Source organism: Streptomyces manipurensis (assembly GCF_049570255.1).
Classification (GTDB): Bacteria; Actinomycetota; Actinomycetes; order Streptomycetales; family Streptomycetaceae; genus Streptomyces; species Streptomyces manipurensis.
In genome coordinates, this window is record NZ_CP186950.1 from 7,616,887 (window position 1) to 7,635,787 (window position 18,901).

The following is an 18,901-nucleotide window of genomic DNA, read 5'->3' on the forward strand; positions in this document are numbered from 1 at the left end:
CGCCGCACGGGCCGCGCCGACACACCGCACCGGGGCCGGACAGGCCCCGGCCGGCCGCGTCACCTCAGCCGCACGTACGTGCCACCCGCTCCAGCTCGTCCGCCCACACCCCCGCGTCCCGTGGACCGATGTGCGGCACGGCCAGCGGCCGTACGCGGAACCGGTTGTGGGGAGTCGTCAGGTCCGCCTCACGGATCATCAGGTCCTGGAGGGCGGGCGGGACGGCCCGGTCCTCGTCGAAGCGCAGGTACGTACGGGGCACCCGCCCCCACCGGCCGGGCAGCCCGCGGGCGTCGGCGGCGCCGATGGCCGCCGACTCGTCCGGTTCGAGGATGTTCAGGAGCGTGCGCACCTCCGCGTCCGACCAGTCGGCCGCCAGTGCCTCCTTGACCGCGGCGAAGAACGCCGGGTCGCCGGAACGCCAGTTGACGCGGTTGACCCCCAGTTCCGGAGGGGTCCTGAAGCCGGGGATCCGGAACAGGGCGCTGGAAGCGGCCTCCGGGGTCGTCATCAGCTCCACGACCGAGCGGTGCCGCGTGGGGCAGAACGCGGACGCGTACACCAGGTGGGAGATCAGCTCCGGCACCTCGTTGGCCACCGCGTTCAGCGTGACCCCGCCCAGGCTCTGGCCGACCAGCACGACCGGACCGCTGCGGTGCGCGGCGCGCACCGTCCCCACCACGTGGGCCGCGAAGTCCGCCAGCGTCACGGCACCGATCGGCGAGGGCTCCGTGGCGAGCCGCTCCAGGTCCTGCGGCGCCTGGTAGGAGACGGGGAAATAGGCGCCGGGCCCGTGTCCGGGCAGGTCCACCGCGACCGCCCGGTGCCCGCGCAGGCCCAGCTCCCGCAGGACCGGGCTCCACCCGTAGGAGTTGCTCCCGGAGCCGTGGACGAGCACGAAGACGGGAGCGCCCCACCGCCGCGACCGCTCCCGCCCCGGCGGCGGCTGCCCGCAGGAGCCCGCGCCGTGACCGCCCGCCGGGACGCTCCGCGTCACCGATGTCACTCACACCACTCACGTTACGCATGAGCAAGACCCTAGGCACGGGCCCGGACATGACCGGCTGGTTCCGGACACCCCGATGCCCCGGCCAGGCTCGGCCCGGCCCGTGGCGCCCGGCTCGCCCCGGCTCGGTCAGCGGGGCGTGGCCGGGCGGGACCACACCGCGCCGCGCGCCTCGTACTCCAGCATGGTCTCCAGGCCCGTCGCCGCGTCGGCGCCCAGTTCCCGCCGGACCAGCCACAGGGCGAGCTCCAGGCCCGAGGTGATGCCACCGGCCGTCACCAGGTCGCCGTCGTCCACCACGCGGGCGTTCTTCAGCACACCGCTCTGCCGCTCCAGCTCGGGCGCGCCCGGTGGTGGGTCGTGCAGGGCTGGCCGCGGGTCAGCCCGGCGGCGGACAGCAGCATGACGCCCGTGCACAGCGCGGCGACGGTGAGCCCCGGCCGGGGTGCCGCCTCCAGTTGCCCGCGGCAGGGTGCCCCGCCGCATCTCCGCCCACACCCCCGGGTCCTCCCGCCGGGCGTACCCACCACCCGGCACCACGAGCACGTCGGCCTGCCGCGGGTCCCAGCCGTGCTCCACGGCGAGGCGCGTCCCGTACGTACCCGGGCCCGGAGGCGGCGACGTAACGGACCTCCACCGTCCGGTCCGTGAAGAAGCGGGCGGCCGAGAACACCTCGTAAGGGGCGGCGAAGTCGAGCTCCTCCACCCCGTCGAACCGCACGACGTGCACCCTCAGGGGTGCCCCGGCGCCCGCGGCCGCCGGTGCCGGCGCGGCCGAGGCGGCCGGGCCCGTGCCGAGCACGGCCGTCCCGGCGATGGCAGTGGTGGCACCGAGGGCGGTCGAGGCTCATGTGGAAACTCCCCGCAGGGGTCTGAACGGATCGGTCGCGGTTCGCGGTGGCACCTCGGCGAGGGGGTCGCCGGCCCGAACGACCCGGTTCCGCGGGGCTCCTGTGGCCTCACTCACGGAGCCGGTCGGTCCAGGCCAGGTCGGGAGCCTGCTCGACCGTGCTGGTGCCGCTGCCCTCGTGCGACTCCCAGCTCCATGTCTCCTCCAACCGGAGCCTTCCGTCCGGCAGTTCCACGACCCGCGAGACGCAGTGGCCGGAGGCGGTGGTGCCGTCGAGCCGGAGCTGGACGTAGCGGAAGTCGACCGTGTCGTCCGTCCGCGTGCCGACCAGGTGCCCCCTGACCACGTCCCCGCCGCGGTAGTCGGCCCAGACCGCGCCGTCCCGCTCGTGGTACGCGAAACGGGTCTGCCGGCCGACCTGGCCGGGCGCCTGATCGGCGACCGGCACGAACACGAGGCCGTCGAGCGAACGCGGCATGGATGACTCCCCACTGGAGGCGGCCGGCGCCCCCACGGAGCCCCCGCCGCACCGACTGTCCGACTCACCCTAGGCGGGCCCCGCCGCCCGGCCCGGACCGGGGGCTGCGGCCGGGTCCGGGCGGGTGACGTCCGGGCGGCCGTCGGCCGCGTACGGCCTGCTCCGGGCGGGTGCGCGCGAGCATGCACGGGTGCGCCCGTCGCCTCGCCGCCCGCCATCGGGCGGACCCGGGCGGAAGAAGGAGGAGCGATGCCGGACCAGGACCCCGCCGAGCGACCGGTCACCGAGCTGGACGCCCGCTACAGCTCCGCGCTCAACCCCCGCCCGGGTGCCGAGGACGTCACGGCCACCGACTGGTCCGTGGCCCGCCGGATGCTGGAGTCCGCCGAGATCTTCTGGCTGTCCACCACCCGGCCCGACGGCCGGCTGCACGTCACCCCCGTCATCGCGGCCTGGCACGACGGGGTGCTGTACTTCTCCACCGGCGGGGAGGAACAGAAGGCGAAGAACCTGGCCCACCAGGCGCACTGCGCCCTGACCACCGGACGGAACGCGCTCACCGAAGGCCTCGACGTCGTCGTCGAGGGAACGGCGGAACGCGTCCGCGACGCGGCGGCGCTGGAGGAGGTGATCCGGGCGTACGAGACCAAGTACGGCCGCCACATCACCTCGCCCGAGGGCACCTTCCACGGGATCGGGGACGCCTTCCGGTCCGGCGCGGCGCTGGTGTTCGCCGTGGCGCCGGCCACCGCGTACGGCTTCGGCCGGGACGACGGCGTCTACAGCCACACGCGGTGGACGTTCTGAGCTCAGCTCCCGGACGGCCCGACGACCGCGCCGCCCTGCCGGACGTGCGTGCCCCAGTCCACGATCCGCACGGCCGCCCCGGCGGCCTCCTCGCCCCGGCAACGGGCGTGGTGCCGCTGCACGATGGCGTCCAGGTCGAGGTGCGGGCCGAAGGCGGGGTGGGCCGCCAGCCGCCGCGCGTAGGCCCACACCCGCGGGTGGTCGGTGATGCGGTAGACGGCCGCGGCGTCCAGGTGCCAGCGGTGGACGGTGTCCAACTGCACCAGCGCCACCCACACCTGCACGTCCGCGGCGCTGAGGCCGCCGTCCAGCACGTGGTCCGAGGAGCCGAGCAACTCCTCCAGGGTGCCCAGTGCGCGCAGCAGGGCGGCGAGGGCGGCGTCCCGGTCGGCCCCGTCGATACCGGACCGGCCCGCGCGCTGCGCGGCCTCGTGGATGCCCTCGTCACAGAGGCGGCCGAGCGCCTCGATGCGCTCCTCGGAGCCGGCGGGGTGGAGGTCCGGGCCGGCGGAGCCGAAGCGGCGGACGAGGTCCTGGAGGATGTCGGGTGCGTGCGTGCTGACGATCCGTCCGGTCCAGTCGTCGCTGAGGACGGGGGCCGCGGCCGGTCCGGGGTGCTGGTGGGCACTGGACTCGTACAGGGGGCGCAGTGCGAGGTGGCCGCCGTCGTCCGCGTCGGGCACCGGACGCAGCACGGTGACGGGCAGGACGTCCTGGAGGCCGAGGAGGCTGTGGGTGACGGCGATCCGCAGACAGTCGGGACAGGAGGGCGAGAGGTGGAGCCGGTAGCGGTGGGGCACGGCAGGGTAGCCGCTGTGCGCGTCACGCCCGATCCTGCTGCGCAGGGACGGCACGGTGTGCGGGGAAGTGGCGTACATACGTCTCCCTGGGAGTGCTCGGTCACGGGCCGGGGGCGGGGCCGAACGCCCGCTGGTTTCCTACCAGTTCGCTAGGATTCGCCGTTCTGGAGTCTCGGTGCGCCTCGTGCCCCTGTCAAGGGTGCCGGGTGCGGGCGGCTTCGACAGGGGCACGAGGAGAGGGGCGCGGGCCCCGGGGCGCCGGTGGGCGCCGGTGTGGCGCCCACCCGCCCGTGGAGCGGTGGGCGGGCCGCGGGGTTACTTGGCGGCGAGGCCGGCGTCGGTGACCTCGGGCTTGCCGGCGGCCTTGAGGACCTTGTTCAGGAGGGTGAGGTCGTAGATGCCGGTGAGTTCGGGCTGTTCGATGAGTTTGGCCTTGACGGCGTGGTCGGCCTGGGCCTTGAGGGTGGAGGCGAGGGGGTCGTCGGTGACGAGGATGCTCTGCCAGGCGGGGTCGATGATCTTGGCGTCGAGGGGCTTTCCGCTGTCGGCGGCGAGTTTGGCGTTGGCGGAGGCCTTGGCCTTGTCGGGGTTGGTGTTGATCCAGTCGTTGGTCTTGACGGTGCCGCGCAGGACGGCTTCGACGACGTCGGGGTGTTCCTTGAGGAACTTCTGGCTGACGATGATGTTGGTGATGACGAACTTCTTGTCGGGCCAGAGGGTGGTTTCGTCGAGGAGGACGGTGCCGCCGTCGGAGACGAGTTTGGAGGCGGTGGGTTCGGGGACCCAGGCGCCGTCGATGGAGCCCTGCTTGAAGGCGTCGGGGGTGACCTTGTTGTCGGTGCGGACGACGGAGACGTCGCCCTTGCCGGATTCGGGGTCGACGGTCCAGCCCTTGTCGTTGATCCAGTTGAGGAAGGCGACGTCCTGGGTGTTGCCCTTCTGGGGGGTGGCGATCTTCTTGCCCTTGAGGTCGTCGAGGGTTTTGATCTTGTCGGGGTTGACGACGAGTTTGACGCCTCCGGAGGCGGATCCGGAGATGATGCGGAGGTTGGAGCCCTTGGACTTGACGTAGCCGTTGATGGAGGGGGAGGGGCCGATGAAGCCGATGTCGAGGGAGCCGCCGTTGAGGGCTTCGATTTCGGAGGGGCCTGCGTTGAAGGACTGGGGCTTGACGGTGGTGGCGCCGAGTTCCTTCTGGATGAGGCCTTCCTGGAGGCCGACCAGGGCGGTGGCGTGGGTGAGGTTGGGGAAGTAGCCGATCCGGACCTCGGGGGCGGACAGCTTCTCGCCCCCGCCGGTGGCGGCGGCCGGCTTGGTGTCGCCCCCGCCCTTCGCCTCGGAACCGTAACCGCAGGCCGTCAGCAGGAGGGGGAGAGTTGCCGCGACGGCGAGTGCACGCAGTGAAGTGATCGGTCTCGAGGCAGACACGGAGGTGTCCTTTCACGGGGTGGGTTGGTCTTCGGGGACGTACGTGAGCGGCGCGGTACGAGGTCGTCGGCGCGCGGTGCGGCCACTGCCGGCGGACACCGGTGGGACCGCGGCGGCAGGGTGTGCCGGAGGTGGAGGGGGTGCCGCGTCGGCGGCGGCGTGGAGGCCGGCCGGGACCCGCGCACGGCGCGCCCGGCGGGTGCCGGGGCGCGCGGGGCGTCGGGGCGGGAGACGGCGGAGGGTGGCGGCGCCGGTGCCGGCGGCCCGTCCTGGGCCGCGGCCCCGCTGAGCCGGGGCGGGCGCCGGACCGGATCCGGGCCCGGTGTCAGGCCGTTCGACAGATGGAGCTGGACGTACGGACCAGGTCGATGTGCCGGCGGGTGGTGAGCAGGGGCAGCGAACGGGCTGCGTCGCACTGCGTCCGCATGGTCCCCCCTGAATCCCTAGTTTTCCTACCTGGCTGGTAGGCATCTTGACAGACGGCGGCAGCCGCCCCAAGAGGGCGTTCACATCGTGGACGAACTCGTCTCGCGATCCGGGAAGTCGCAGCTGGGAAGGTGTGCCCGCAAGGGGGCCGAGGGTTCGCCGGACCGGGTCAGGGATTGGTCCAGGCGTCGGGAACGTGCGTCAGGGCCGAGACGTCTGCGGGCAGTTCCGACGAGGCGACGTCCGCCAGGGAGACCCCTTCGAGGATCTCGCGCACGTTGGACCGCAGGGCGATCCACAGGGGGAGCAGCGCCTGCGCGGGGCCGGTGTAGGAGAGGTCCGGCGGCCGGACCCCCCGGACCGACACGAGCGGCCCGTCCACGACGCGGATGACGTCCGCGATGCTGATGTCCCCGGCGGGCTTGGCCAGCCGGTAGCCGCCGTTCCCCCCGCGCTGGCTGAGCACGAGCCCGCCCCGGCGCATGTCGTTGAGGATGCCCTCGAGGAACTTGTGCGGGATGTCCTGGGCGTCGGCGATGGCCTCGGCCTTCACCGGCCCGCCGTCCCGGGACGCGGCGAGCTGCAGTGCGGCGCGTACCGCGTAGTCCGCCCTGGCTGAGATCCGCATGCGGACATTATCCCGTACGGGCGGGCCGGTGCCGTAACCGGCGGCCGGGCCGCGGCGGACGGCCCGCCCGCCGGGCGCGCCAGGGCGTCCGGCAGGCCGGCCGGCGGTGTCAGTGGAACGCGGCCGCCACCGCGCGGTGGGATCCGTTGAGGTAGTGCTCGCCGATCGAGCGCAGGCGGTGCGCGGCCGGGCGGTGGGCCGTCAGCACGCGCGCGTTGCGCCAGAAGCGGTCCAGGCCGGGCGCGTCAGCGAGCTCCAGGACCCGCGCGGTGATCTGCAGGGCGGCCTGTGAGGTCACCGTCTCGGCCGTGGCCACCAGCGCCGCGACGCCCGCCGGTTCCTCCGCGTCCAGGCGCCCGCCCGCGTCGAGGGCACGGGCCGTCACCTCCGTCGCCCGGTCGACCACGGCGCTCGCGGTGTGGGCGGCGGAGGCGAGTTCCCCGTACGTGAGCAGCAGGTCGGCGTCCTCACCGGGCGGCCGTCTGGCCCGCCCGCCCCTGCTGAGGTCGCGCGCCTCGGTGAGGGCCCCGTCGGCGATGCCGAGGCCGACGTGGCACAGGGCGAGCCGCAGCGCGGGTTCGGCGAGCGCGGTGAAGGGGGCGCTCGATTCCTCGTCCTGGGGTCTGCGGCCCAGTACCTGGCCGGTTCTGACGGCGACGCGGTCGAGGGCGACCTCGCCCGCGCCGGCGACCCGCTGCCCGAGGCGGTCGGGGGCGCTCTCGACGCCGACGCCGCGGGCGTGGGCCGGGACCCGTACCACCAGGACCTCACCGGTCACGGCGCAGACCGCGTCGAGGACGATCTGGTCGGCCACCGCCACGGCGGTGTCCAGGGCCCGGCGCCCGTTCAGCACGTACCCGCTGTCGCGCGGTCTCAGCACGAGGTCGGGTCCGTCCGGATCGCCCTCGGGCGCCGGCGCGCGGACTGTGCCGGCCCACAGCCACTCCTCGCGCACCGAGGCCTCCTCCAGGAGGGCGGCCTCGTGGTGACCCGCGTAGAAGCGGCCGCTCCAGGAGTGCACGTAATGACGGGCCAGCAGGTCCCCGACGGCGCTGTCGGCCGTGGCGATCTCCCGTACGACGGCGCAGGCGGTGCGCCAGTCCGTACCCCGGCCCGGGCCGGGCGGGGTGAGGGCCGCCAGCAGGCCGGCCTCGCGCAGCCGGGCCTTCTCGTCGACGGGCGGAAGACCGGCCCGGTCGCGGGTGATGGCGTCCGCGGCGAGGTCCTCCGCCACGTCCCGCGCGGTCCGCAGCAGCGTGCTCGGTGTCGTCGGCACGGGCGTCACCGACAGGCCGGGGTGCCGTGGCGGAGTGCGGGAGCGGGAGGCAGCGGGGAGCCCGGTGGAACGGCGGTGGTCATGTCGGAATCTCCGGAACGTCGGCGGACGGTGGTGGGCGGTGCGGATGACGGTGCGGGTGCGCGGCAGGCCGTCCGGGGCGCGTCGGGGCGGGCCGTCCGAGTCAATCCCATATTTCCCATCGGATTGATAGGGATACTCGCGGACGAGGAGGGGGCCAGCAAGACCATGGTCGGATCGTGGACAAGCGCGTCTCGTATGAAGAGACGTCATGGCTCGAGGGAGGCCGCCGTGTCCGGAGATGGATCCGCCGCCACGGGGTATGCGGAGGGGAGTGGACGGGCCGTAGGGGCCCGCGAAGGAAGGGGCCCACCACCGATGACCCAGGAGACGGACGCGGCGAACGCACCGCACGAGCCGACACCGCGGGAGCGCACCGCGCGTGACCGGGTGCGCCGACGGGCCACGGGCATGACGCACCACCAGAGCGCCGAGGCACTGGAAGCGGCCGAGGAGGCCGCGGGGGACCTGGCCGCGGCCGACCCCGGCACACGCGCCGAAGTGGCGGAATGGCAGCGCATCACCGACCTGCTCTTCGACCACGGCGGCCCCTACACGCCGGAGACCGACGCCTTCGTGCAGGGGCAGCTCACCGCCCGGGACAACCGCAGGGCGGCCTGCTGACGGTTGCCCGCGAAGGCGCCGGGTCCCCCGGGCGGGGCGCCGGAGGCCCCGGGCCGGCGGCCTACGCCGTCGCGCGCAGACGGGTGGCGGCCGCCTCCGCCTCCCGTACGACCCGTGCGGTGTCGACGTCGACCAGTCGCCCGCCCAGCTTCAGGGCCCGCCCGTCCACGAAGACGGCCTCGACGTTCTCCGGGCGGCCGTTGAAGACGAGCTGCCCGATCCAGTCGAAGCGCGGGGCGAAGTTGAGGGCGGCGGGGTCGACGACCTGCAGGTCGGCGCGTTTGCCCGGGGTCAGGGAACCGACCCGGTCCGCGATGCCGAGGGCCTCGGCGCCGCCCAGGGTCGCCATCCGCAGGACGTCCGGGACCTGCGGGAAGACGCCCGCGTCCGTGGCGCGGGCCCGCTGCAGGCCGATCGCCGTCTTCATCAGCGCGTGGAAGTCGGAGCTGTCGTTCGTCCCGCCGTCCAGCCCCAGCCCCACCTTCACGCCGCGCCGCGCGAACTCGCCCAGCCGCATGACGCCCGAGGCCAGGCGCATGTTGCTGAGCGGGCAGTGGGCGGCCCGTACGTCGTGCTCGGCGACGGCGGCGATCTCGGCGTCCGTCAGGTGGACGGCGTGGTTGACGAGGAGCTTCGGCCCGAGGGCGCCGATGTCGGCGAGCACCCCCATCGGGTCGTCGGCGCGCTGCTCGGGACGTTCCAGCACATGGGAGTTGAGCATGACGCCGAGCTCCTGGGCGGCCTCCCAGTGCGCCCGGTTGTGGTCCTGCACGGCGCGCGCGGCGTGCGTGGCGACCTGGAAGGAGCCGAGCGGCACCGGATCGACCAGCTCCCGCTTGACCTTCGTGAGCAGCACCGCGTCGGGCTTCGACGGGAACATGGCGTAGGTGAAGCGCACGCCGGTGCCGGCCAGGGCCCGGACGTAGCTCTCGACGAGGTCGTAGGAGAAGATGTCCACCCAGTCCACCAGCGTGGTCACGCCCGACTGGACGGCGTCGAGGGCGGCGAGCCGTACGAAGCTGTGCACCGCCGACGGCGTCAGCCGAGCGCGCTGGGGGTCGGTACACCCCGAGAACCAGCCGAACAGGTCGCGGTCGGTACAGCCGCCGCGGATCACGGCCTGCCACAGGTGGGTGTGGGCGTCGACGAACCCCGGCAACACCAGCTTGCCGGAGACGTCCACCACCGAGGCTCCGGGCGGCCGGGGCAGCCCCGCGCCGACGGCGGCCACGGTGCCGTCCCGCAGCAGCACGTCGGCGTTCTCCACGGTCCCGAGGGGGCCGCTGCCGACGGCGGGGTCCATGGTGAGGACGAGGGAGGCACCGCGGAGCAGGACGGGCCTCGCGCCCGTGAGATTCCGCTGCCCGGCGGCCGGGTCGGGTGCGGCGGGGCGGTCGCGCACCCCGAGGAGGAGCGGCGTGGTGGCGGCGAGACCGAGGCCGGCCAGGAGAGCGCGCCGGTGGGGCGCCGGCGGGGGAGTGGGGGTGGACTGCATGGCGTGGTACCTCCCGAGGTCGCGAAACGGAAGGCCCGCCCGGTCCCGACGCTCTGACGGTGCGTCGGGACCGGGCGGGAGGTCACACGCAGTCTTCCCGGGGGAGGCCGCGTCGATAGGCGGTGGTGGAAAACTCTTTCCGTTCCAGACGCGTACCGGCCAACTTCCGTTCGGCGGGCGGCGGGACGGGCCGCACGCGCCTCAGAGGGGCTTGCGCCACACGGAGACGTGCCGGGTGGAGTCCTGGGTGAACGGCGCCCCGTCCCAGTCCGCGACGCGCCGTTCCCGCTCGAGGCCCGCGATCCGCGCCATCAGGTCCAGTTCCGCCTGCCGGGCGTACCGGAGGCGGGAGCTCTCGCGGCGGTAGCGGCCGTCCTCGCCGTCACGGGTGAGGTGGTGCGAGACGAGGACCTGCTCGACCAGGTCGAAGGTGTCGAAGCCGACGTGCCCCTCCGAGACGTCGAACGGCACCGCCGCCTGCCCGGGCGGAAGCAGTCGCAGCGGCGGTACGCCCAGCTCGATGACGAACCGTCCCCCGGGCGCCAGATGACGTGCGGCGTTGCGGAAGCAGCCTGTCCGTCCTGCGTCAGCAGGTTCGTGATGGTGTTGTAGACGAGGGCGAACTCGCCCGGGACGACGGTGCTCGCCATGTCCCCGAGCACGACCGGCAGCGCGTCCTCGCCGGCCTTGCGCCGCAGGACCGCCGCCATGTGCGGGGACAGCTCGATGCCGGTGACCGGCACGCCGCGCTCCCGGAGCGGTACGCCCACCCGCCCCGTCCCGATGGCGAACTCCAGCGCCCGTCCGTCCCCGGCGAGTTCGGCGAGTAGGTCGAGGGTCGGTCCGAGGACCTCCGCCGAGGACATCCCGGTCTCTTCGGCGTCGTAGCGTTCGGCGGTCGCGCGGGCCCTGCGGGATCGGTGGGACCGGGGCCGGCCGGGGGCCGGGCCCGGCCGAGGGGAGGCCGTCCGGGCCCGGGGGGTTCGGGCCCGGGCCGGGGCAGGTGTCAGAGGACGTGGCCGACGTGGGCCAGTGCCTGTTTCAGCAGGACGCCGTGACCGCCCGCCATCTCGCTCTGCACGGCCGCGGAGCCTGCCTCCTGCGGGCTGAACCAGGCCAGGTCCAGGGCGTCCTGACGGGGCCGGCAGTCGCCGGACACCGGCACGATGTAGGCGAGGGACACGGCGTGCTGGCGCGGGTCGTGGTAGGGCGTGATGCCCGCCGTGGGGAAGTACTCGGCGATGGTGAAGGGCTGCAGGGATGCGGGGACCCGCGGCAGGGCCACCGCCCCGAGGTCCTTCTCCAGGTGGCGCAGCAGCGCGTCCCGCACCCGCTCGTGGTGCATGACGCGGCCGGATACCAGGGACCGGCTGACCGTGCCGTCGGGGCCGATGCGCAGGAGCAGCCCGATGCTGGTCACTTCGCCGCTGTCGTCCACGCGCACGGGCACGGCCTCGACGTACAGGATCGGCATCCGGGCCCGGGTCATGTCCAGCTCGTCCGTGGTGAGCCAGCCGGGTGTGGTCTCGGTGATGTCAGACATCGCCTGATCATACTTTCCGGGCCGGGTTCCGGCCCAGGTCCCGTGTCCGCCGGGCGGGTGGCAGTTCGTCTGCCCGCCCCCCGTCCGCCCCCGGTTCCCGTCGCCGCCCTAGCCGCTGTCCCCGCCCCACCCGTCCGTTCCCGCGCGGAGATCGATTGTCAGTGGCGGGTGCGAGTATCGGAACATCAAGTCGGAAGAGGGGGAGCGGCCATGTCCGGTATCCAGAATTACATCAATCACGTTGCTCTTGTCCTGGACGCGAGTTCGTCCATGTCGAAGCTGAGCTCGAAGGTCGTCGAGGTCGCCGATCAGCAGATCGCCTATCTGGCGCGCCGGTCGCAGGAACTGGACCAGGAAACCCGCGTCACGGTCTACGTGTTCGCGGACAAGGTCGAGTGCATCATCTACGACAAGGACGTGCTGCGGATGCCGTCCCTGAAGCAGCTCTACCGCGTCGGCGGAATGACGGCCCTGCTGGCGGCGACCTTGAAGTCGCAGCGGGAGCTGGCCCAGACGGCCCAACTCTACGGCGACCACAGCTTCCTGACGTTCGTGCTGACCGACGGCCAGGAGAACGCCAGCCACCGCTGCCCCGACGCCCCCACCAGGGACCCGCGCGAACTGGTGCGCGCCGTGGCCACGATGATCGAGACCCAGCAGGACAACTGGACACTCGCGGTGCTCGTCCCGGACCAGATGGGCAAGCGCGAAGCCGTCCAGTGCGGTTTCCCCAAGGACAACGTCGCGATCTGGGACGCCACGAGCACGCAGGGCCTGGAAGAGGCGGGACAGGTCATCCAACAGGCCACCGAGAAATTCATGGTGGGCCGCACGAAGGGAATTCGCGGATCGCGCGCGGTCTTTTCCACGGGCGCCGAAGCGGTGAACAAGGAAACCATCGAGGCGGCCGGTCTGACCCCCGTGGATCCGGCGCAGTACGCGCTGATTCCCGTCGCCCGGGACGTGGCCATCCGGGAATGGGTCGTCGAGTCCGGCCACAGCTACCGCACCGGGTGCGCCTTCTACCAGCTGAGCAAGTCGGAGAAGATCCAGGCGCAGAAGCAGATCGCCGTGCTGGAGAAGAAGACGGACCGGGTCTACACCGGCCCCGCTGCCCGTGCCCTGCTCGGTCTGCCCAGCGCGGAGGCCCGGGTCAAGCCCGACCAGAACGACGACTTCACGATCTTCGTGCAGAGCACCAGCGTCAACCGCAAGCTGGTCCCGCAGACCCGGCTGCTCGTCATGATCTGATCCGCCGCCGCGGGCCCCCGGTGCTCAGTCGGAGCGTACGGGGGCCGGGTCGGCCACGGACAGCGGCTCGGCGATGTCCTCCAGCGAGCGGCGTTCGGCCTTGACGGCCAGGAACACCGCCACGAGGCCGGCCGCGCACATCAGCGCCGCGCCGATCCGGAAGGCCAGCGCGGTGTCGCCGACGACCCCGGATTCCGTCAGGTCGGCGAAGATCAGCGGTCCGCTGATGCCGCCGGCCGCGGTGCCGAGGGCGTAGAAGAAGGCGATGGCCATGGCGCGGGTCTCCATCGGGAAGACCTCGGAGACCGTCAGGTAGGCGCTGGAGGCGCCCGCCGACGCGAAGAACAGCACCACGCACCAGCAGGCCGTCATCGTCGTCGCCGTGAGCGACCCGCTGTCGAACAGCCAGGCCGTGACGAACAGCAGCACACCCGAGAGCAGGTACGTCGAGGAGATCATGATCCGGCGTCCGACGGTGTCGAACAGCTTGCCGAGCAGCAGCGGCCCGAGGAAGTTGCCCGCCGCGATGACGGCGAAGTAGTAGCCCGTGTTCCCCGTCGGCACGTCGAAGAACGTGGTGAGGATGGTCCCGAAACCGAAGGTGATCGCGTTGTACAGGAAGGCCTGGCCGATGAAGAGCGACAGGCCGAGGAACGCGCGGCGGGGATAGCGGCCGAAGACCGTCCGGGCGATCAGCGCGAAGCCGATGCTCTTGCGCTGGTGGATGGTGATCTCACCGGCCGGAGGCGGCAGGGGCCTGCCCTTCTCCTCCTCGATCCGCTGCTCCACGGACGACACCAGCTCCTCGGCGTCCTCCGCCCTGCCGTGGATGAACTGCCAGCGCGGACTCTCCGGGACGTGCCGCCGCACGAGCAGGATGACCAGGCCGAGGACGACGCCGAGGGCGAAGCTGAGCCGCCAGCCGAGGTCCGCGGGGAAGATGTCCGTGTCGAGCATCACCACGGACAGCAGGGCGCCGCCGATCGCGCCCAGCCAGTAGCTGCCGTTGATGATGAGGTCGACCCTGCCCCGATACAGGGAGGGGATCAGCTCGTCGATGGCCGAGTTGATGGCCGCGTACTCCCCGCCGATGCCGAAACCGGTGAGGAAGCGGAACAGGAAGAACCACCAGGACTCGAACGACAGCGCCGTCATCGCCGTCGCGCTCAGGTAGACGGCCAGCGTCACCATGAAGAGCCTTTTGCGGCCGTAGCGGTCGGTCAGCCAGCCGAAGAAGAGCGCCCCGGAGCAGGCGCCGGCCACGTAGAGGGCGGCGGCGATCCCGGTGACCTGGGCGGCGGTGATGTCGAGGCCGCTGCCCTCCTCGGCGAGCCGCCCGGCGACGTTGCCGACGATGGTGACCTCGAGCCCGTCGAGGATCCACACGGTGCCGAGGCCGATCACGATCATCCAGTGCCATCGTGACCAGGGCAGCCGGTCCAGACGGGCCGGAACGGCCGTGGTGACGGTGCCGGTAGTGGCCGGCACGGAGTCCGGCGATGCATCGGATGTCATCGTTCCCAGTTCCTCTTCTCCGGATCGTCCCCCCGCTGCCGGTTTCCCCCGGACCCGCCGGACATGCGGCCCCGGACCACTCGCCGGGGTGGGGCAAGTCCCAGCTTGCGCGCAGTTTTCGGACACGCCCGACACGACACACCCGGCGCCCCGCCCCCGCCCGGCCCCGGTCGCTTCCCTCCTGCAACCGCTTGGCCCGGGAGGCCCGGACAGCGGGCCGGAACCGGCCGTCGCACCGCCCGCCCACCCGCAACACCCCGCACGGAAACGTCCGATTATCGATCCTCGCAGGGGAACACGGCTGCGTTCACGGTCGGTTCACAGAAGGGAACCGGGGGCGGGTCCGACCCGACTCGTTCTCGACCGGCACGCCACTGCAAGGAGAGCCCGTGCGCATACTTTTCACCGGACCGCCCTCGGCCGGCCACCTCTTCCCGATGATCCCCACCGCCCAGGCCCTGCGCGCCGCGGGCCACGAGGTGCTGTTCGCGAGCGCGCAGCCCCTGAACGCACTGCGCCAGGCGGGCTTCCCGGTCGTCGAGATCGGCGACGGACGCACCCTGCGTGAGATGTTCGAGGAGTCCCTCGGCGACGAGGTCGGCTACGTCGCCCACGACATGACCACGGACCAGATCCTCGACCGGGCGGCCCGCGGGTTCGCGCAGGTCGCCCGGCCCACCGTGGCCGGGCTGCTGGACGTCGCCGAAACCTGGGGGGCCGACCTGCTGGTCCTCGACTCCTTCCAGGCGGCGGCCCCGCTGGTCGCCGCCAAGCTCAAGATTCCGGCGGTGATCCAGAACTTCGGCCCCACCCCGGGGCTCGGCATGGTCGCCCGGCTCGCCTCCCACTTCACCGAGGTCTACGAGAAGTACGAGGTCTCCGGGCCCGCCCCGGCCACCCCGCTGAACATCGTCCCCGCCTCCCTCGGCGGCGACCCGGGAGGGCTGCGCATGCGCTACCTCCCGTACAACGGCGGCGGGATCGTCCCCGTCGAACTGCTGCGCCCCGCCGGCCGTCCGCGGGTCGCCGTGACCCTGGGCACGGTGCTCACCGAGATGGACGGCGTCCGCGCCATCACCCGTCTGACCGAGGCCGCGGCCTCGGTGGACGCCGAGTTCCTGCTCGCGGTCGGCGACGCCGACCTCGCCCCGCTCGGCACCCTCCCGGACAACGTCCGCCCGCTGCCCTGGGTCCCGCTCGCGGAACTGCTCACCGCCTCCGACGCGCTGGTCCACCACGGCGGGTCGGGCACCCTGCTCACGGCGCTGCAGGCCGGTCTGCCCCAGCTCCTCCTGCCGCAGGGCGCCGACCACTTCGCGAACGCCGATGCCCTCACCGCGAGCGGCGCCGCCCTTCGCTCGGCCTCCGACGACGTCGACAGCGGCCTCCTGACCCGGCTGATCACCGACACCGGCCTGCGCGGGGCCGCGGCCCGCCTGCGGGCGGAGAACGCCGCACTGCCCAGCCCCGCCGAGACGGTTCCGGCACTGGAGGCCCTGGCCGCCGAGAGGAACTGACACCGGCACCGGCCCCGCGGTCGGCCGGACGGGGGTGTACCTGGGTACACCCCCGTCCGGCAGCCACCTCCAGGGCCCGCCGGGCTCCCCACCGGCAGAGTCGGAGTCGGGGGCGGGACCACCTGCGCCCCACCGATCCACGGGGAGGCCGGTACACGATGGAGGACCGTACGCAGGGACGGCGGCAAGGGCCGCGGACGGGACCGTGGGCGGGCGAGGCGGGGGTCTACCTCGCGATCGCGTTCACGGCGGCGGGTCTCCTCGGAGCCCTGCAGCCCGCGACCGGCATCCCGCCCGAGGTCCTGCAACTGACCCAGCTCGGACCGGTCTTCGCCGTGGCCGGCGTGGCCCTCCTGTGGCCCGCGCGCATCGGTGACAGGCTCGCCGGCGCACTGCCCGCACTGCCCGCCCGGCGAGGCGTACGGGCGGGCAGCACCCGAGAACGAGCGGCGCGCACCGCGGAACGCACCCCTCCGGGCGCCCCGGGGCGGGCACCGGCGGCCCGCCGTGCCGCGGCCCTCCTGCTCACCCCCTTCGTCGTCATCGCCCTGTGCGCCGGCGGAGTGCTGGGGACCCTCGGTGCGCTGCCCGGCACCACATCCCCCGCCCTGGGCCACCCTCTCCTCCTCGTCGTGGCCGCCCAGTTCCTCGGTGCCTGTGCCGAGGAGATCGGATGGCGCTGCCACCTCCAGCCGCTGCTGCGCACCCGCTTCGGCCCGCTCACCGCGTCCGTCCTGGTCGGCGTGGCATGGGGGCTGTGGCACGTGCCCGTCCTCACCCGGCAGCCCGCCTACGCGGCCGGTTTCCTGCTGGGCGCCGTCGCCCTGTCGGTGATCCTCGGCCTGGCGCTGGACGGGATGCCGAGCAACCGGCTGCTGCTCGCGGGCGCCTTCCACACCCTGGTCAACCTCGGCATGCTGCGCGTCACGGACGAGGCCTCCGCCGACGCCACGCCCATGCTGGTCTTCGGAGCGGCGTGCGCGGCCGCCGCACTCCCGTGGATCGCCCATGCCCACGCCCGGGCCCGCCGGGCCTCGCCGGAGCCGGAAACGGCGGATACGATCACCGCCGCACCAGCGCACCGGACGCGCTGACATGACGGAACGACAGGTGGCCGTGGACCAGAGGGAGACGCGCACGGGACCGCGGGCCGCGCTGGCCGCCGTGGGCCGCTGCGAGCTGCTCTCGCTCGCCGCCTTCGCGGTGTCCGGGGCCGGCGCCCTCGTCGTGGCCGCCCTGCTGCTCCTGCCCGTCGGCGTCGGACTCCTCCTTCTTCCGTCCGCCGCCGGGGCCCTGCGGCGCATGTCCGACGGCCACCGCGACCGGACGGCCCGGTGGACGGGGACCGTCATCAGCCCGCCCGGCCAGCTGCCGGGCCCCGCGGCCCCGGACGGCAGCGGGGTCGGCCGTGCCCGGCGCTCCCGCGCGCTCCTCGGCGACGCGGGCTTCTGGCACGACCTCCGCTGGGCCTGGGCCGAGCCGTGGACGGGAGCGCTGCTCGCCGCGGTCCCGCCGGCCCTCGTCGTCTTCGGGCTCTTCGGCGCCGTGGTGCAGCCGTTCGTCTGGCGGGCCTTGGGCGAGGACAACTGGTACGCCTTCATCCGGGTCGACTCCCCGGCGACGGCGGCGGCCGCGGCGCTGCTGGGTGCCGGTCTCGCCGTCGCCGGGGTGGCGCTCGCCCCGCGGGTGCTCCGCCTGCACGCACGCTGGAGCCGGCGGCTCCTGGCCGCCCCGCACACCACCGAACTGGTCCGCCGGATCGAGCACCTCGCCGGGTCCCGCGCTGCCGTGCTCGACGTCCAGGCCGCCGAGCTGCGGCGCATCGAACGCGACCTGCACGACGGGGCGCAGGCCCGGCTGGTCGCCCTCGGCATGACACTGGACGAGGCGACCCGGCTCCTCGACACCGACCCGCCCGCGGCCCGCGCACTGCTGCGCGAGGTACGGGCCACCTCCCAACGGGCCCTCCAGGACCTGCGCGAGCTCGTCCACGGCGTACTGCCCCCGGTCCTCGCCGACCGGGGGCTGGGCGACGCGGTGCGCTCCCTGGCCCTCGACAGCCACCTCGACGTGCACGTCGAGGCCCTCCTGCCCGGCAGGCTTCCCGCCCCCGTGGAGTCCGCGGGCTACTTCGCCGTCGCCGAACTCCTCGCCAACGCCGCCAAGCACTCGGGTGCCTCCGAGGTCCGCATCGGCCTGGGCCACGCCGACGGTGTCCTGCGCGTGACGGTGGCCGACGACGGACGCGGCGGCGCCGACCCCGCCGGGAGCGGCCTGCTCGGCGTGCGCCGCCGGCTGGACCCCTTCGACGGAACCCTCGTCCTGCACAGCCCGCCGGGCGGCCCGACCACCGCGACCCTGGAGATACCGTGCGCGTCGTCCTTGCCGAAGACCTCTTCCTCCTCCGGGACGGGCTGACGCGCACCCTCCAGGAACACGGCTTCGACGTGGTCTCCGCCGTCGACAACGGTCCCGCCCTCCTCCGGAGCCTCCTCGACGACGCACCGGACGTCGCCGTCGTCGACATCCGACTCCCGCCCACCTTCACCGACGAGGGACTCCAGGCCGCCCTGGAGGCCCGCCGGGTCCGGCCCGCCCTGCCGGTGCTGGTCCTCTCCCAGTACGTGGACCAGCTCTACGCCCACGAACTGCTCGCCGGGGGCGAAGGGGCCATCGGGTACCTGCTCAAGGACAGGATCACCCGCACCGACCAGTTCGTCGAAGCCGTACGGACCGTGGCCTCGGGCGGCACCGTGATGGACCCGCAGGTCATCGCCCGGCTGCTGGCCCGCAGCGACGCCCGCGGCACCACGGCCGACCTGACCGCCCGGGAGCTGGACGTCCTGCGGCTCATGGCCGAGGGACGCTCCAACGCCGCCGTCGCGCACACCCTGTTCATCAGCGAGAGCGCGGTCGCCAAGCACACCGCGGCGATCTTCACGAAGCTCGGGATCGAGCCCTCCTCGGACGACAACCGCCGGGTGCTGGCGGTCCTGGCCTACCTCAAGCGGTGACCCGGCCGGCCTCCGGGCGGGTCGCGCGGCGCTAAACCGCCGCAGGATCCTGCCCAAAAGGTGACTTTCTGTGGTCAGAACCGGTCGGATACCAATGGTCCGGCGCCTGGCACGGCCCGCCGACCGTCGGCGGCGATCCCAGAGCGCCCAGGAGGGAACGTC

Annotated in this window: 18 protein-coding genes and 1 pseudogene; 7 read left to right on the forward strand and 12 right to left on the reverse strand. The window is 73.4% G+C overall.

Translation table 11 applies throughout. From position 1 onward, the window contains the following. Window positions 1-64: 64 nt before the first annotated feature. The 3 genes from ACPU2J_RS34745 to ACPU2J_RS34755 all read right to left on the reverse strand — a co-directional run bounded on the left by ACPU2J_RS34745 (window position 65) and on the right by ACPU2J_RS34755 (window position 2,334). Window positions 65-997: an alpha/beta fold hydrolase gene (locus tag ACPU2J_RS34745; RefSeq protein ID WP_423834857.1), complete on the reverse strand. Its 933-nt coding sequence runs from the start codon at window positions 995-997 to the stop codon at window positions 65-67. Window positions 998-1,135: 138 nt separating this feature from the next. Next, entirely contained in the window at window positions 1,136-1,324 is a 189-nt protein-coding gene (locus tag ACPU2J_RS34750; protein WP_423834858.1) for a hypothetical protein, read from the reverse strand. A gap of 641 nt (window positions 1,325-1,965) precedes the next feature. Beyond that, a complete protein-coding gene (locus tag ACPU2J_RS34755; protein ID WP_420078096.1) occupies window positions 1,966-2,334 on the reverse strand; it encodes a hypothetical protein in 369 nt (122 codons plus the stop codon). A gap of 249 nt (window positions 2,335-2,583) precedes the next feature. On the opposite strand from ACPU2J_RS34755, the gene ACPU2J_RS34760 reads away from it, so the two are divergent. Further along, window positions 2,584-3,141: a pyridoxamine 5'-phosphate oxidase family protein gene (locus ACPU2J_RS34760; RefSeq protein WP_420078095.1), complete on the forward strand. Its 558-nt coding sequence runs from the start codon at window positions 2,584-2,586 to the stop codon at window positions 3,139-3,141. 2 nt (window positions 3,142-3,143) lie between these two features. Here the strand turns inward: ACPU2J_RS34760 and ACPU2J_RS34765 are convergent, their stop codons facing one another. The 5 genes from ACPU2J_RS34765 to ACPU2J_RS34785 form a co-directional block, all read right to left on the reverse strand. Then, window positions 3,144-4,019 carry a glutathione S-transferase C-terminal domain-containing protein gene (locus ACPU2J_RS34765; RefSeq protein ID WP_423834860.1) on the reverse strand — a complete coding sequence of 292 codons (876 nt, stop codon included), beginning with the start codon at window positions 4,017-4,019 and terminating at the stop codon, window positions 3,144-3,146. A gap of 237 nt (window positions 4,020-4,256) precedes the next feature. Further along, entirely contained in the window at window positions 4,257-5,369 is a 1,113-nt protein-coding gene (locus ACPU2J_RS34770) for an ABC transporter substrate-binding protein (protein WP_423834861.1), read from the reverse strand. Window positions 5,370-5,694: 325 nt separating this feature from the next. After that, window positions 5,695-5,796: a putative leader peptide gene (locus tag ACPU2J_RS34775; RefSeq protein ID WP_361606591.1), complete on the reverse strand. Its 102-nt coding sequence runs from the start codon at window positions 5,794-5,796 to the stop codon at window positions 5,695-5,697. 168 nt (window positions 5,797-5,964) lie between these two features. Then, the gene (locus ACPU2J_RS34780; protein WP_361606539.1) at window positions 5,965-6,423 is read right to left on the reverse strand and encodes an RrF2 family transcriptional regulator; all 459 of its coding nucleotides are present in this window, start codon (window positions 6,421-6,423) and stop codon (window positions 5,965-5,967) included. Window positions 6,424-6,532: 109 nt separating this feature from the next. Further along, window positions 6,533-7,699 (reverse strand): acyl-CoA dehydrogenase, encoded by a 1,167-nt coding sequence (locus ACPU2J_RS34785; protein WP_423834862.1) that lies wholly within the window; start codon window positions 7,697-7,699, stop codon window positions 6,533-6,535. Between the two features lie 399 nt (window positions 7,700-8,098). Here ACPU2J_RS34785 and ACPU2J_RS34790 point away from each other — a divergent pair, with 399 nt between their 5' ends. Then, window positions 8,099-8,404 carry a hypothetical protein gene (locus tag ACPU2J_RS34790; RefSeq protein WP_420078091.1) on the forward strand — a complete coding sequence of 102 codons (306 nt, stop codon included), beginning with the start codon at window positions 8,099-8,101 and terminating at the stop codon, window positions 8,402-8,404. A 61-nt stretch (window positions 8,405-8,465) separates the two neighbouring features. On the opposite strand, the gene ACPU2J_RS34795 is transcribed toward ACPU2J_RS34790, so the two are convergent. From ACPU2J_RS34795 to ACPU2J_RS34805, 3 genes and pseudogenes are all read right to left on the reverse strand, one after another. Continuing rightward, the gene (locus tag ACPU2J_RS34795) at window positions 8,466-9,899 is read right to left on the reverse strand and encodes an amidohydrolase family protein (RefSeq protein WP_423834863.1); all 1,434 of its coding nucleotides are present in this window, start codon (window positions 9,897-9,899) and stop codon (window positions 8,466-8,468) included. Window positions 9,900-10,100: 201 nt separating this feature from the next. Then, a pseudogene (locus ACPU2J_RS34800) lies at window positions 10,101-10,804 on the reverse strand (class I SAM-dependent DNA methyltransferase); the annotation flags it as partial. A 101-nt stretch (window positions 10,805-10,905) separates the two neighbouring features. Further along, window positions 10,906-11,442: an NUDIX hydrolase family protein gene (locus tag ACPU2J_RS34805; protein ID WP_361606554.1), complete on the reverse strand. Its 537-nt coding sequence runs from the start codon at window positions 11,440-11,442 to the stop codon at window positions 10,906-10,908. 210 nt (window positions 11,443-11,652) lie between these two features. On the opposite strand from ACPU2J_RS34805, the gene ACPU2J_RS34810 reads away from it, so the two are divergent. Then, the gene (locus ACPU2J_RS34810) at window positions 11,653-12,693 is read left to right on the forward strand and encodes a VWA domain-containing protein (RefSeq protein ID WP_420078088.1); all 1,041 of its coding nucleotides are present in this window, start codon (window positions 11,653-11,655) and stop codon (window positions 12,691-12,693) included. A gap of 24 nt (window positions 12,694-12,717) precedes the next feature. On the opposite strand, the gene ACPU2J_RS34815 is transcribed toward ACPU2J_RS34810, so the two are convergent. Further along, complete coding sequence (locus tag ACPU2J_RS34815) at window positions 12,718-14,208, reverse strand: MFS transporter (RefSeq protein WP_423834864.1); 1,491 nt, start codon at window positions 14,206-14,208, stop codon at window positions 12,718-12,720. A gap of 389 nt (window positions 14,209-14,597) precedes the next feature. Between ACPU2J_RS34815 and ACPU2J_RS34820 the strand changes: the two genes are divergently transcribed. The 4 genes from ACPU2J_RS34820 (at window position 14,598) to ACPU2J_RS34835 (ending at window position 18,739) form a co-directional block, all read left to right on the forward strand. Then, window positions 14,598-15,725 (forward strand): nucleotide disphospho-sugar-binding domain-containing protein, encoded by a 1,128-nt coding sequence (locus tag ACPU2J_RS34820; protein WP_423834865.1) that lies wholly within the window; start codon window positions 14,598-14,600, stop codon window positions 15,723-15,725. Window positions 15,726-15,883: 158 nt separating this feature from the next. Further along, complete coding sequence (locus ACPU2J_RS34825) at window positions 15,884-16,819, forward strand: CPBP family intramembrane glutamic endopeptidase (RefSeq protein WP_423834866.1); 936 nt, start codon at window positions 15,884-15,886, stop codon at window positions 16,817-16,819. 1 nt (window position 16,820) lies between these two features. Continuing rightward, complete coding sequence (locus ACPU2J_RS34830) at window positions 16,821-18,143, forward strand: histidine kinase (protein ID WP_423834867.1); 1,323 nt, start codon at window positions 16,821-16,823, stop codon at window positions 18,141-18,143. Continuing rightward, window positions 18,095-18,739, forward strand: a complete 645-nt coding sequence (locus tag ACPU2J_RS34835; RefSeq protein ID WP_361606573.1) for a response regulator transcription factor — start codon at window positions 18,095-18,097, stop codon at window positions 18,737-18,739. The genes ACPU2J_RS34830 and ACPU2J_RS34835 overlap by 49 nt, the downstream gene beginning before the upstream one ends. Window positions 18,740-18,901: the final 162 nt, after the last annotated feature.